Consider the following 13,800-nt stretch of genomic DNA (forward strand, 5'->3'; position numbering starts at 1 on the left):
CTTCGCCTCCCATCATACCCCCTCAGAGGGCATCCTCTTGCAGGATGAGCGTCTTGAGGTAGAGGCTTTCCGGCACGTGGAGGCTCCAGGGGTGGTCCTGGGGCTGGTAGGTGACGGTGTGCACCCGCAAGCGCACCCCCCGGTCTGCGGCAGCCCGACGGGCCACCTCCAGAAGGTCCTCCACCTTGAGGTAGTAGCTGCAGGCGGAAAGCCAGAGGTACCCCCCTGGGGCGAGGAGCCTCAGGGCCTCCCGCGCGAGGTCCACCAGGTGGCGCTTCATGGCGGGAAGCTCCTCCGGGCGCTTCACCAGGGTGGGCGGGTCCAGGAGGACATGGTGGAACGGGCCCTCCAGCGCCTTTAGCACCTCCAGGGCCTCGCCTTGGCGGATATCCACCCGAAGCCCCGCCCGCAGGGCCGCCCGGTCCAGGACAGAAAGAGCCGCCAGGTCCTTGTCCACCGCCAGGGCGTAGGCCCCTTTCCGCGCGGCCCGGAGGGCGAAGCCCCCCACGTAGCTAAACACGTCCAGAACCCGCTCCCCGGGCCGGACCAGGGCCTCAAAGAGGCGGCGGTTTTCCCGCTGGTCCAGGTAAAACCCGGTCTTCTGGGCCAGGGCCAAGGGGATGGGGAAAAGGAGACCGTCCTCCTCCACCTCCAAGACCTCCGGTACCTCCCCATGGACCACCCCCACCCGCTCGGGCAAACCCTCTTGCCGCCTCGCCTCCACGTCGCTCCGCTCGTAGACGCCCTTGGGCGAGGTGGCCTCGAGGAGAGCGGGCAACCACACCCCCCGCAAGGCCTCCATGCCCCGGGAACGCACCTGGAGGACCAATACCTCCCCAAAGCGGTCCACCACGAGCCCAGGAAGCCCGTCCGCTTCCCCATGGACCAGGCGGTAGAACACCCCAAGCCCTTCCCGCTTCCGCAAAGCCCTCTGGAAGCGGCCGATGAAAAAGCGGCGGTCCAAGGGCCCAGGGTCAAAGCGGAAGGCTCGGAAAGGCACCTTGGAGCGGGGATCGTAGTAGCCCACCGCCAGGAAACCCCCATCCGCCGCCACCGCTTCCGCTACCCCCGCCTCGGGAGGAGCCTCCTGGATCTCGTCCCGGTAGAGGTTGGGGTAGAAGTTCCTCAGTTTCCGCTCCTTGCCTGGCCGGACCACCACCCGCAACACGGCCTAAGGATACCCTGAAGGGCTAGGCATTCGAGCCGCGCCCGAGGGGGCGCGTAAACCCCTGGCGAAGCCAGCCTTCCCAACCCCCGTGCCAAGACCCCCCAAAGGCTTTCCCCCTAAGCCCAGGACAACGGGAACACACAGCCTTCCCCATTGCTTTTTTGAAAAGGGAATGTTGAACTAGGGTTATGAACCAGAAGCGCTGGCTAGCCCTCCTCCTCTTCCTAGGGGTTGTGGCCCTGGTGGTGGTGGGCCTCGGCCGCCTGGGCTTCCGGGAGGCGGGAAGGACGTGGCGGGAATCTACCCTATACGGCACAGGGGAAAAGGTCCTCCTCCTGGAGCTAAAGGGAAGCATCCCCACAGGCAAGGCCCTGGAGGACCTCCTCTCCCAGGTGCGCCAGGCCCGGGAGGACGAAAGCGTACGGGCCGTGGTGCTCCTGGTGGACAGCCCCGGAGGCGGGGTCACGGAAACCGAGGCCATCCACCGGAGCCTGAAGGCCCTGGCGGAGGCCAAGCCCCTCGTGGCGGCTTTGGGCAGCGTGGCGGCAAGCGGCGGCTATTACGCCGCCACCGCCGCCCAGGAAATCTTCAGCCCACCCACGGCCCTCACGGGCTCCATCGGGGTCATCTCCGTCATCCCCGAGGTGAGCGGCCTTCTGGAAAAGCTAGGGCTTAGGGTGGAGGTCTTAAAGGAGGGTGCCCTGAAGGACATGGCCTCCGGGCTCAAGCCCCTCACGCCGGAGGAAAAGGCCGTGCTAAAGGCCTACATGCGGGAGGCCTACGAGCTTTTCGTCCGCAGGGTGGCCGAGGGAAGGAACCTTCCCTTGGAAAGGGTGAGGGCTTTGGCCGATGGCCGCATCTACTCGGGCCAGCAAGCGGTGGCCCTGGGCCTCGTGGACCGGGAAGGCTACCTGGAGGACGCTGCCCAAAGGGCAGCGGAGCTCGCTGGCCTTAGCACCTTCCGGCTCGTGCGGTACGAGAAGCCCAAGAGCCTCCTCCAGGAGCTTATCGGCGAGGAAAACCCCCTTGGCCTGGGGGAAGCGGAAGCCCTCCTCGGCCTCCTCTCGCAAAGCCGCTTCCGCCTGGAGTACCGCTACTTGGGAGGTGGGCTATGGTAGTGGCGAGCCCCTGGCGGCGGCTTGTGGCTTCCTTGCTGGACAGCCTGGTCCTCGTGCCCCTCTCCCTCCTCCTCATGGCCCTAGCGGGGGTAAACCCCTTGGGCCCCACCACCCTGGCCCAGGACCTCCTCTTCCAATGGCTACCCGGTTGGGCCTACTACGTGGCCTTCACCGCCCTTTACGGGGCCACCCCCGGGAAGATGCTCTTGGGGATCAAAGTGGTGCGGCTGGACGGGAAACCGGTGGACTGGCTCACCGCCTTCATGCGGGAGGTGGTGGGCAAAACCCTTTCCACCCTGCCCCTTCTCCTCGGCTACCTCTGGGCCTTCTTCCACCCCAAGCGCCAAGCCTGGCACGACCTCATCGCCGACACCTTGGTGGTGCGGGTGGAAAACCCAAACCCCGGGCCCTAGGGCCCGGGGTCTCCGTGGTGGGCGATGGTGGACTTGAACCACCGACCTCACGCTTATCAGGCGTGCGCTCTGACCAGCTGAGCTAATCGCCCCCGCACGCAACGTCTAGCTTAGCCAGGAATACCCAGCGCGTCAAGACCTTCCGGCTTTGGGGATTGACGGGGCTAGGCCACCTCCTGTAAGCTACAGTTTGTGCTCTTTGGTCGGGCCAAGGGAGCACGGTAAGAGCCAGCCACCGCAAGGGGCACTCCCCTTGCGGAAGAACCCTGTTAGCTTACCTCGGGCGGCCCGCTTACCCCTTTGAGGTGACGCATGGAGATTAAGCGGTTCGGTCGCATCCGAGAGGTCATTCTCCTTCCTCCCCTTACGGAAATCCAAGTGGCTTCCTACCAAAAGGCCCTCCAGGCCGACGTGCCCCCGGAAAAGCGGGAGAACGTGGGCATCCAGGCGGCCTTCAAGGAGACCTTCCCCATTGAGGAGGGCGACAAGGGCAAGGGCGGCCTGGTCCTGGACTTTTTGGAGTACCGCATCGGCGAACCGCCTTTCCCACCCGATGAGTGCCGGCAGAAGGACCTTACCTACCAGGCCCCCCTTTACGCCCGGCTCCAGCTCATCCATAAGGACACGGGGCTGATCAAGGAGGACGAGGTCTTCTTGGGCCACATCCCCCTGATGACCGAGGACGGCTCCTTCATCATCAACGGGGCCGACCGGGTCATCGTCTCCCAGATCCACCGCTCCCCTGGGGTTTACTTCACCCCGGACCCGGCCCGCTTAGGGCGGTACATCGCCAGCATCATCCCCCTGCCCAAGCGGGGGCCTTGGATTGACCTGGAGCTGGAGCAGAACGGCACCGTCTCCATGAAGGTCAACAAGCGCAAGTTCCCCCTGGTCCTGCTCCTCCGGGTCCTGGGGTACGATGCCGAAACCCTAAACCGGGAGCTTGGGGCCTACGGGGACCTGGTGCAGGGGCTTCTGGACGAGGCGGTGCTCTCCATGCGCCCCGAGGAAGCCCTGGTGCGCCTCTTCACCCTGCTCCGCCCTGGGGACCCGCCCAAGAAGGACAAGGCCTTGGCCTACCTCTACGGCCTGCTGGCCGACCCCCGGCGCTACGACCTGGGGGAGGCGGGCCGCTACAAGGCGGAGGAGAAGCTTGGCATCCGCCTTTCGGGCCGCACCCTGGCCCGCTTTGAGGACGGGGAGTTCAAGGATGAGGTCTTCCTGCCCACCCTCCGCTACCTCTTCGCCCTCACCGCCGGGGTGCCGGGCCACGAGGTGGACGACATTGACCACCTGGGCAACCGGCGCATCCGCACCGTGGGGGAGCTCATGGCCGACCAGTTCCGGGTGGGCCTAAGCCGCCTGGCCCGTGGGGTGCGGGAGCGCATGGTCATGGGTGGGGACACCTTGACCCCGGCCAAGCTCGTGAACAACCGGCCCCTCGAGGCTGCCATCCGAGAGTTCTTTAGCCGCAGCCAGCTTTCCCAGTTCAAGGACGAAACCAACCCCCTCTCCTCCTTGCGCCACAAGCGGAGGATCTCCGCCTTGGGCCCTGGCGGCCTCACCCGGGAGCGGGCGGGCTTTGACGTGCGCGACGTCCACCGCACCCATTACGGCCGCATCTGCCCGGTGGAGACCCCGGAAGGGGCCAACATCGGCCTCATCACCTCCTTGGCCGCCTACGCCCGGGTGGATGCCCTCGGGTTTATCCGCACCCCCTACCGCCGGGTGGTGAACGGGGTGGTGACGGACGAGGTGGTCTACATGACCGCCACGGAGGAGGACCGCTACACCATCGCCCAGGCCAACACCCCCGTGGAGGGAGGCCGCATCGCCACGGACCGGGTGGTGGCGAGAAGGCGGGGGGAGCCCGTCATCGTGAGCCCGGAGGAGGTGGAGTTCATGGACGTCTCCCCCAAGCAGGTCTTCTCCGTGAACACCAACCTCATCCCCTTCCTGGAGCACGACGACGCCAACCGGGCCCTGATGGGTTCCAACATGCAGACCCAGGCGGTGCCCCTTATCCGCGCCCAGGCCCCCGTGGTGATGACGGGCCTCGAGGAGCGGGTGGTGCGGGACTCCTTGGCCGCCCTGTACGCCGAGGAGGACGGCGAGGTGGTGGCGGTGGATGGGCGCCGCATCGCCGTGCGCTACGCCGACGGGCGCCTGGTGGAACACCCCTTACGCCGCTACGTGCGCTCCAACCAGGGCACCGCCCTGGACCAACGCCCCCGGGTGGTGGTGGGGCAAAGGGTGAAGAAGGGGGACCTCCTGGCGGACGGCCCCGCCTCGGAAGGGGGCTTTTTGGCCCTGGGGCAGAACGTCCTGGTAGCCATCATGCCCTTTGACGGCTACAACTTTGAGGACGCCATCGTCATCAGCGAGGAGCTCCTGAAGCGGGACTTCTACACCTCCATCCACATTGAGCGCTACGAGATAGAGGCCCGGGACACCAAGCTTGGCCCCGAGCGCATCACCCGGGACATCCCGCACCTCTCCGAGGCCGCCTTGCGCGACCTGGACGAGGAGGGCGTGGTGCGCATCGGCGCCGAGGTAAAACCCGGGGACATCCTGGTGGGCCGGACCAGCTTCAAAGGCGAGCAGGAACCCTCGCCCGAGGAACGCCTCCTCCGCTCCATCTTCGGCGAGAAGGCTCGGGACGTGAAGGACACCTCCTTGCGGGTGCCCCCTGGGGAAGGGGGCATCGTGGTGGGCACCCTGCGCCTTAGGCGGGGGGACCCAGGGGTGGAGCTTAAGCCTGGGGTGCGGGAGGTGGTGCGGGTCTTTGTGGCGCAAAAGCGCAAGCTCCAGGTGGGGGATAAGCTCGCCAACCGCCACGGGAACAAGGGCGTGGTGGCCAAGATCCTGCCCGTAGAGGACATGCCCCACCTTCCGGACGGCACCCCGGTGGACGTGATTCTGAACCCCTTGGGCGTGCCCAGCCGGATGAACCTGGGGCAGATCCTGGAAACCCACCTGGGCTTGGCCGGGTACTTCCTGGGCCAGCGCTACATCTCCCCGGTGTTTGACGGGGCCACGGAGCCCGAGATCAAGGCCCTCTTGGCCGAGGCCTTTGACCTGTATTTCGGCAAGCGGAAGGCGGAGGGCTTCGGCGTGGACAAGCGGGAACAGGAGGTCCTGGCCCGGGCGGCGAAGCTCGGCCTGGTGAGCCCGGACAAGACCCCAGAGGAGCAGCTCAAGGAGCTCTTCACGCAGGGCAAAGTGGTCCTCTACGATGGCCGCTCCGGAGAGCCCATTGAGGGGCCCATCGTGGTGGGGCAGATGTTCATCATGAAGCTCTACCACATGGTGGAGGACAAGATGCACGCCCGTTCCACCGGCCCCTACTCCCTCATCACCCAGCAACCCTTGGGGGGCAAGGCCCAGTTCGGTGGCCAGCGCTTCGGCGAAATGGAGGTGTGGGCCCTCGAGGCCTACGGGGCCGCCCACACCCTGCAGGAGATGCTCACCCTCAAGTCCGACGACATAGAAGGCCGCAACGCCGCGTACGAGGCCATCATCAAGGGCGAGGACGTGCCCGAGCCCAGCGTGCCCGAGTCCTTCCGCGTCTTGGTGAAGGAGCTCCAAGCCCTGGCCCTGGACGTGCAGACCCTGGACGAAAAGGACAATCCCGTGGACATCTTTGAGGGGCTGGCATCCAAGCGCTAACTGGAGGAAAGATGAAAAAGGAAGTTCGCAAGGTCCGCATCGCCCTGGCCTCCCCGGAGAAGATCCGTTCCTGGAGCTACGGGGAGGTGGAGAAGCCGGAAACCATCAACTACCGCACGCTAAAGCCCGAGCGGGACGGGCTCTTTGACGAGCGCATCTTCGGCCCCATCAAGGACTACGAGTGCGCCTGCGGCAAGTACAAGCGCCAGCGCTTTGAGGGCAAGGTCTGCGAGCGCTGCGGCGTGGAGGTGACCAAGAGCATCGTGCGCCGCTACCGCATGGGGCACATTGAGCTCGCCACCCCCGCCGCCCACATCTGGTTCGTCAAGGACGTACCCTCCAAGATCGGCACCCTTTTGGACCTCTCCGCCACCGAGCTGGAGCAGGTGCTCTACTTCAGCAAGTACATCGTCCTGGACCCTAAAGGGGCCATCCTGAACGGCATCCCCGTGGAGAAGCGCCAGCTCCTCAGCGACGAGGAGTACCGGGAGCTCCGCTACGGCAAGCAGGAAACCTACCCCTTGCCCACGGGGACGGACGCCCTGGTGAAGGACGGGGAGGAGGTGGTAAAGGGCCAGGAGCTCGCCCCCGGGGTGGTGAGCCGCATGGACGGGGTGGCCCTTTACCGCTTCCCCCGCCGGGTGGTGGTGGACTACCTGAAGAGGGAACGGGCCTCCGTGCGCCTGCCCCTCGCCGCCTGGGTGGAGAAGGAGGCCTATAAGCCCGGGGAGATCCTGGCGGAGCTTGCCGAGCCCTACCTCCTGCGGGCCGAGGAGGAAGGGGTGGTGGAGCTTAAGGAACTTCAGGAAGGCTACCTCCTCACCCTCCTGCAAAACGAGGAGCCCGTGGCCCGCTACCTCCTCCCCGTGGGGCTTGTACCCCAGGTGGTGCAGGGGGAGATCGTGGAGGCGGGGCAGCCCCTGGCGGAAGGCAAGGGCCTTTTGCGCCTACCCCGGCACATGCACGCCAAGGTGGTGGGGGCGGAGGAGGAAGGGGACCAGGTCTACCTCACCCTCTCCTTGGAATGGACCGAGCCCAAGGAGTACCGGGTGGCCCCCCACATGAACGTGGTGGTGCCCGAGGGCGCCAAGGTGGAGCCGGGGGACAAGATCGTGGCCGCCATTGACCCCGAGGAAGAGGTCATCGCCGAGGCCGAGGGCGTGGTCCACCTGCACGAGCCCGCCAGCATCGTGGTGATGAAGGCCAAGGTCTACCCCTTTGAGGACGACGTGGAGGTCTCCACCGGGGACCGGGTGGCCCCCGGGGACGTGCTGGCGGACGGGGGCAAGGTCAAGAGCGAGATCTACGGCCGGGTGGAGGTGGACCTGGTCCGCAACGTGGTGCGGGTGGTGGAGTCCTACGACATTGACGCCCGCATGGGGGCCGAGGCCATCCAGGCCCTCCTCAAGGAGCTGGACCTGGAGAAGCTGGAAAAGGAGCTTTTGGAGGAGATGAAGCACCCCTCCCGGGCCCGGCGGGCCAAGGCCCGGAAGCGCCTCGAGGTGGTGCGGGCCTTCCTGGACTCCGGCAACCGGCCGGAGTGGATGATCCTCGAGGCCGTCCCCGTCCTGCCCCCGGACCTCCGCCCCATGGTCCAGGTGGACGGGGGCCGCTTCGCCACCAGCGACCTCAACGACCTCTACCGTCGCCTCATCAACCGCAACAACCGCCTGAAGAAGCTCCTCGCCCAAGGGGCCCCGGAGATCATCATCCGCAACGAGAAGCGCATGCTCCAGGAGGCGGTGGACGCCGTGATCGATAACGGCCGCCGCGGGGCCCCCGTGACCAACCCCGGCTCCGACCGCCCCTTGCGGAGCCTCACCGACGTCCTCTCGGGCAAGCAGGGCCGCTTCCGGCAGAACCTCTTGGGCAAACGGGTGGACTACTCGGGCCGCTCGGTGATCGTGGTGGGTCCCCAGCTCAAGCTCCACCAGTGCGGCCTGCCCAAGCGCATGGCCCTGGAGCTCTTCAAGCCCTTCCTCCTCAAGAAGATGGAGGAAAAGGGTATCGCTCCCAACGTCAAGGCGGCCAGGCGCATGCTGGAGCGGCAGCGGGACATCAAGGACGAGGTGTGGGACGCCCTGGAGGAGGTGATCCACGGGAAGGTGGTCCTCCTGAACCGGGCCCCCACCCTGCACCGCCTGGGCATCCAGGCCTTCCAGCCCGTCTTGGTGGAGGGGCAGTCCATCCAGCTCCACCCCCTGGTCTGCGAAGCCTTCAACGCCGACTTTGACGGGGACCAGATGGCGGTGCACGTGCCGCTTTCCTCCTTCGCCCAGGCGGAGGCCCGGATCCAGATGCTCTCCGCCCACAACCTCCTCTCCCCCGCCTCCGGCGAACCCCTGGCCAAGCCCAGCCGGGACATCATCCTGGGGCTTTACTACATCACCCAGGTGCGGCGGGAGAAGAAGGGGGCAGGCCTCGAGTTCGCCACCCCCGAGGAGGCCCTTGCCGCCTACGAGCGGGGCGAGGTGGCCCTGAACGCCCCCATCAAGGTGGCGGGCAAGGAGACCACCGTGGGCCGGCTCAAGTTCGTCTTCGCCAACCCCGACGAGGCCCTTTTGGCCGTGGCCCACGGGCTCCTGGACCTCCAGGACGTGGTCACGGTGCGCTACCTGGGCAAGCGGCTGGAGACGAGCCCGGGCCGCATTCTCTTCGCCCGCATCGTGGGGGAGGCGGTGGGGGACGAGAAGGTAGCCCAGGAACTCCTGCAGATGGACGTCCCCCAGGAAAAGAACTCCCTCAAGGACCTGGTCTACCAGTCCTTCCTGCGCCTGGGCATTGAGAAAACGGCCCGGCTTCTGGACGCCCTCAAGTACTACGGCTTCACCCTTTCCACCACGAGCGGCATCACCATCGGCATTGACGACGCCGTGATCCCGGCGGAAAAGCAGAAGTACTTGGAGGAGGCCGACCGCAAGCTCCGCCAGATTGAACAGGCCTACGAGATGGGCTTCCTCACGGACCGGGAACGGTACGACCAGGTGATCCAGCTCTGGACGGAGACCACGGAGAAGATCACCCAGGCGGTCTTCAAAAACTTTGAGGAGAACTACCCCTTCAACCCCCTTTACGTGATGGCCCAGTCCGGGGCCCGGGGTAACCCGCAGCAGATCCGCCAGCTTTGCGGCATGCGGGGCCTCATGCAAAAGCCCTCGGGCGAAACCTTTGAGGTGCCGGTGCGCTCCTCCTTCCGCGAGGGCCTCACGGTTTTGGAGTACTTCATCTCCAGCCACGGGGCGCGTAAGGGTGGGGCGGACACCGCCTTGAGGACCGCCGACTCCGGTTACCTCACGCGGAAGCTGGTGGACGTGGCCCACGAGATCGTGGTGCGGGAGGCGGACTGCGGCACCACCAACTACATCTCCGTCCCCCTCTTCCAGCCCGACGAGGTGACCCGTTCCCTGCGCCTAAGGAAGCGCTCGGACATTGAGGCGGGGCTTTACGGCCGGGTTTTGGCCCGGGAGGTGGAGGTGCAGGGGGTGCGGCTGGAGGAGGGCCGCTACCTCTCCTTGGAGGACGTGAACCTCCTCATCAAGGGGGCAGAGGCCGGGGAGATCAAGGAGGTGCCGGTGCGGAGCCCCCTCACCTGCCAGACCCGCTACGGGGTCTGCCAGAAGTGCTACGGCTACGACCTCTCCATGGCCCGGCCCGTGTCCATCGGCGAGGCGGTGGGCGTGGTGGCGGCGGAGTCCATCGGGGAGCCGGGCACCCAGCTCACCATGCGCACCTTCCACACGGGCGGTGTGGCCACGGGCACGGACATCACCCAGGGTCTACCCCGGGTCATTGAGCTCTTTGAGGCCCGCAGGCCCAAGGCCAAGGCCGTCATCTCCGAGATTGACGGGGTGGTGCGCATTGAGGAAACCGAGGACAAGCTTTCCGTCTTCGTGGAGTCGGAAGGCTTCGCCAAGGAGTACAAGCTCCCCAAGGACGCCCGCTTGGTGGTGAAGGACGGGGACTACGTGGAGGCGGGCCAACCCCTCACCCGCGGGGCCATTGATCCCCACCAGCTCCTCGAGGCCAAAGGTCCCGAGGCGGTGGAGCGCTACCTGGTGGACGAGATCCAGAAGGTCTACCGGGCCCAGGGCGTGAAGCTCCACGACAAGCACATTGAGATCGTGGTGCGGCAGATGCTCAAGTACGTGGAGGTGACCGACCCCGGGGATAGCCGCCTCCTGGAGGGCCAGGTCCTGGAGAAGTGGGACGTGGAGGCCCTGAACGAAAGGCTCATCGCCGAGGGCAAGACCCCGGTGGCCTGGAAGCCCCTCCTCATGGGGGTGACCAAGAGCGCCCTCTCCACCAAGAGCTGGCTTTCCGCCGCCAGCTTCCAGAACACCACCCACGTCCTCACCGAGGCGGCCATCGCCGGGAAGAAGGACGAGCTCATCGGCCTCAAGGAGAACGTCATCCTGGGCCGCCTGATCCCCGCCGGCACCGGTTCGGACTTCGTGCGCTTCACCCAGGTGGTGGACCAGAAGACCCTGAAGGCCCTGGAGGAGGCCCGCAAAGAAGCGGTGGAGGCCACCAAGGAGGCCCCCGTCCGCCGGGCACCCAGGCGGGAGCAACCGGGCAAGCAAGCTTAAGGGCGGGCTTATGGGGCGGCGGGGCTTCCCCGCCGCCTTTTCCCGCATAATGGGGCCATGCTGGCTAGGCTCTACACCGCCTTCCGCCAGGTGGGGGAGGACCTTTTCGCCCAGCGCCTCATCTCCGCCACCGCCGGCAACTTTTCCGCCCGCACTAAGGAGGGCTTTCTCATCACCAAAAGCGGGGTACAGAAGGCGCGGCTCACCCCGGAGGACCTCCTGGAGGTGCCCCTGGAGGGCCCCTTCCCCCCGGGGGCCAGCGTGGAGAGCATCATCCACCGGGAGGTCTACCGGCGCACGGACGCCATGGCCCTGGCCCACGCCCACCCTCGGGTGGCGGTGGCCCTTTCCCTGAGCTTGGAAAAACTTGTGCCCCTGGACCTCGAGGGCCAGATCTACCTCAAAGAGGTCCCCGTCCTCTCCCCCAAGACCACCTCCGCCACGGAAGAGGCGGCCCTGGCGGTGGCGGAGGCCCTGCGGCACCACCCCGTCTGCCTCCTCAGAGGGCATGGGGCCTTCGCCAAAGGGACGAAGGAAAAGCCGGAGGAGGCCCTTCTGGAGGCCTATAGCCTCCTCACCACCCTGGAGGAGAGCGCCGAGGTCCTCCTCTACCACCGGCTTTGGGGAAAGGGATGAGGGTGCTTTTCGTGGAGGGCAAGGATCGGAAGGCCTTGGAGGCCCTGGCCCACAAGCTTCCCCACCCCTGCTGGCTCCTCGCGGGGGAAGGGGTCTTCCTCCTGGAGGTCTTCGGGGCCTCGGAGGAGGCCAGGGCCCTGGCGGAAGGCCTCCCGGGGGTTCGGGTCTGGGCCTTTACCCTGGAGGATGGGGTAGTCTATAGGGGATGCGGGAAGAAATCGGCTACATCCCCGTAGGGGAGGCGGAGCTTTACGTGGAGGACGTGGGGGATCCCCACGCCCCCGCCCTTCTGGTCCTCCACGGGGGGCCCGGGGGCAACGCCTACGTCCTCCGGGAAGGGCTCCAGGACTACCTGGAGGGCTTCCGCGTGGTCTACTTTGACCAGCGGGGCTCGGGGCGGAGCCTGGAGCTTCCCCAAGACCCCAGGCTTTTCACCGTGGACGCCTTGGTGGAGGACACCCTGGCCCTGGCCGAGGCCCTGGGGATAGAGCGGTTTGGCCTCCTGGCCCACGGCTTCGGGGCGGTGGTGGCCCTGGAGATCCTCCGCCGCTACCCCGAGGCGGAAGGGGCCGTGCTCCTCGGGCCTTGGGTGAGCTTTCCCTGGCTTGCCGCCCGCCTGGCGGAGGCAGCGGGCCTGACCCCAGGGGAAGACCCCGAGGAAAACCTCAAGGCCGCCTTGGCTAAGGCCGAGCCCAAGCTCCTCTTTGACCGGCTCATGTTCCCAAGCCCAAGGGGGCGCCTGGAGTACGAGTGGCTGGCGGAGGGCTCGGGGATCCTAGGCCCCGACACCCCGGCCCTGGCCTTCCTGCAAAACGGGCTTTGGCGCCTGGACTACACCCCCTACCTCACCCCCTCCTCCAAGGCCTTGGCGGTGGTGGTGGGGGAGCGGGACGGCACCAGCTACCCCTACGCCGAGGAGGTGGCGGAGCGCCTTCGGGCACCCATCCGCGTGGTGCCGGAGGCCGGGCACTACCCCTGGATTGACGCCCCCGAGGCCTTCGGCGAGGCCTTCCGCAGCGCCCTCACCCAGGTCCTCACCCCCCAAGGGTGGTAGACTGAGGGCGTCACCGGGGGTGCCCCAAAAGGGGCTGAGAGATACCCTTGGAACCTGATCCGGGTAATGCCGGCGTAGGGAAGGTGACGGGCCCCTCCCGGTGACAAGGAGGGGTTTTATGCGGAAAGCCTTGGCGCTCCTTTTCCTTTTGGCCTTCGGCCTGGCCCAAGAGGTCACGCTCCTCACCCACCAAAGCTTCTCCCTGGACAAGGGCCTCATCGCCCAGTTTGAGCGGGAAACGGGCCTCAAGCTCCGCATCCTCAAGGCGGGGGATGCCGGGGAGACCCTGAACCGGGCCATCCTCACCAAGAACGCCCCCATCGCCGACGTGCTCTACGGCTTTGACAACACCTTCCTTTCCCGGGCGTTGGAGGCGGACATCCTCCTCCCCTACCGGAGCCCGGCGATCCAAAGCCTCAAGGCCACCCTGCTCCTGGACCCCACCTTCCGGGCCCTCCCCGTGGACTACGGTTGGGTAAGCCTGAACTACGATAAGGCCTACTTCCAGAATAGGCCCCTGCCCAAGGCGCCCGAGGACCTGGCGCGGCCCGAGTACGCCCGGCTCCTCGTCGTGCAAAACCCCGCCACCAGCTCCCCCGGCCTCGCCTTCCTCATGGCCACCGTGGCCCGTTTCGGCGAGGACGGCTACCTGGACTTCTGGGCCAGGCTTAGGGACGGCGGGGTGCGGGTGGCCAAGGGCTGGAGCGAGGCCTACTACACCCACTTCACCCTGTACAAGGGGGATAGGCCCCTCGTGGTCTCCTACACCACCAGCCCCGCCGCCGAGGTCTACTACTCCGAGGGCAAGTACCAAGAGCCCCCCACGGGGAACCTCTTCCCCGAGCTTGCCTTCTTCCAGGTGGAGTTCGTGGGCATCCTAAAGGGCACCAAGAACCTGGAAGGGGCGAGGAGGCTCGTGGACTGGCTCCTCTCCCGCCCCGTGCAGGAGAACATCCCCACGGAGATGTGGATGTACCCCGCCCGCCGGGACGCCAAGCTCCCCGAGGTCTTCCGCTTCGCCCCGGAACCCTTGGGAAGCGTCCGGCTTGACCCCAAGCGCATGGCGGAGAACCGGGAGCGCTGGATTGAGGAGTGGACCAAGGTGGTCCTCCAGGGGCAAAGCCCGGAGGCGGTGCGCCGGGGGCGGCGCTAGGGG

9 protein-coding genes, 1 tRNA gene and 1 riboswitch are annotated in these 13,800 nt (G+C 66.7%); of the genes, 8 read left to right on the top strand and 2 right to left on the bottom strand.

Going from position 1 to position 13,800, the window contains the following annotated elements:
• Positions 1 to 22: 22 nt before the first annotated feature.
• Positions 23 to 1,168 (bottom strand): class I SAM-dependent rRNA methyltransferase, encoded by a 1,146-nt coding sequence (locus A0O31_RS02895; protein WP_071676603.1) that lies wholly within the window; start codon positions 1,166 to 1,168, stop codon positions 23 to 25.
• Positions 1,169 to 1,356: 188 nt separating this feature from the next.
• Here A0O31_RS02895 and sppA point away from each other — a divergent pair, with 188 nt between their 5' ends.
• Both sppA and A0O31_RS02905 read left to right on the top strand, forming a co-directional pair.
• Entirely contained in the window at positions 1,357 to 2,286 is a 930-nt protein-coding gene (sppA, locus tag A0O31_RS02900; protein ID WP_071676604.1) for a signal peptide peptidase SppA, read from the top strand.
• Positions 2,280 to 2,699 carry an RDD family protein gene (locus A0O31_RS02905; RefSeq protein ID WP_071676605.1) on the top strand — a complete coding sequence of 140 codons (420 nt, stop codon included), beginning with the start codon at positions 2,280 to 2,282 and terminating at the stop codon, positions 2,697 to 2,699. Before sppA ends, A0O31_RS02905 begins: the two co-directional genes overlap by 7 nt.
• Before the next feature lie 15 nt (positions 2,700 to 2,714).
• Here the strand turns inward: A0O31_RS02905 and A0O31_RS02910 are convergent.
• Positions 2,715 to 2,791, bottom strand: a tRNA-Ile gene (locus A0O31_RS02910).
• A gap of 220 nt (positions 2,792 to 3,011) precedes the next feature.
• Here A0O31_RS02910 and rpoB point away from each other — a divergent pair.
• From rpoB to A0O31_RS02940, 6 genes are all read left to right on the top strand, one after another.
• Positions 3,012 to 6,368 (top strand): DNA-directed RNA polymerase subunit beta, encoded by a 3,357-nt coding sequence (rpoB, locus tag A0O31_RS02915; RefSeq protein ID WP_071676606.1) that lies wholly within the window; start codon positions 3,012 to 3,014, stop codon positions 6,366 to 6,368.
• 11 nt (positions 6,369 to 6,379) lie between these two features.
• Positions 6,380 to 10,954, top strand: a complete 4,575-nt coding sequence (gene rpoC / locus A0O31_RS02920) for a DNA-directed RNA polymerase subunit beta' (RefSeq protein ID WP_071676607.1) — start codon at positions 6,380 to 6,382, stop codon at positions 10,952 to 10,954.
• Positions 10,955 to 11,011: 57 nt separating this feature from the next.
• The gene (locus tag A0O31_RS02925) at positions 11,012 to 11,590 is read left to right on the top strand and encodes a fuculose-1-phosphate aldolase (RefSeq protein WP_071676608.1); all 579 of its coding nucleotides are present in this window, start codon (positions 11,012 to 11,014) and stop codon (positions 11,588 to 11,590) included.
• Positions 11,587 to 11,826 (top strand): hypothetical protein, encoded by a 240-nt coding sequence (locus A0O31_RS02930; protein WP_071676609.1) that lies wholly within the window; start codon positions 11,587 to 11,589, stop codon positions 11,824 to 11,826. The genes A0O31_RS02925 and A0O31_RS02930 overlap by 4 nt, the downstream gene beginning before the upstream one ends.
• Positions 11,796 to 12,644, top strand: a complete 849-nt coding sequence (locus A0O31_RS02935; protein WP_071676610.1) for an alpha/beta fold hydrolase — start codon at positions 11,796 to 11,798, stop codon at positions 12,642 to 12,644. The genes A0O31_RS02930 and A0O31_RS02935 overlap by 31 nt, the downstream gene beginning before the upstream one ends.
• A gap of 5 nt (positions 12,645 to 12,649) precedes the next feature.
• Positions 12,650 to 12,743: riboswitch (TPP riboswitch) on the top strand.
• A gap of 19 nt (positions 12,744 to 12,762) precedes the next feature.
• Positions 12,763 to 13,797 (top strand): thiamine ABC transporter substrate-binding protein, encoded by a 1,035-nt coding sequence (locus A0O31_RS02940; protein WP_071676611.1) that lies wholly within the window; start codon positions 12,763 to 12,765, stop codon positions 13,795 to 13,797.
• Positions 13,798 to 13,800: the final 3 nt, after the last annotated feature.

This window comes from Thermus brockianus, assembly GCF_001880325.1.
In the GTDB taxonomy this organism is placed as follows: Bacteria; Deinococcota; Deinococci; order Deinococcales; family Thermaceae; genus Thermus; species Thermus brockianus.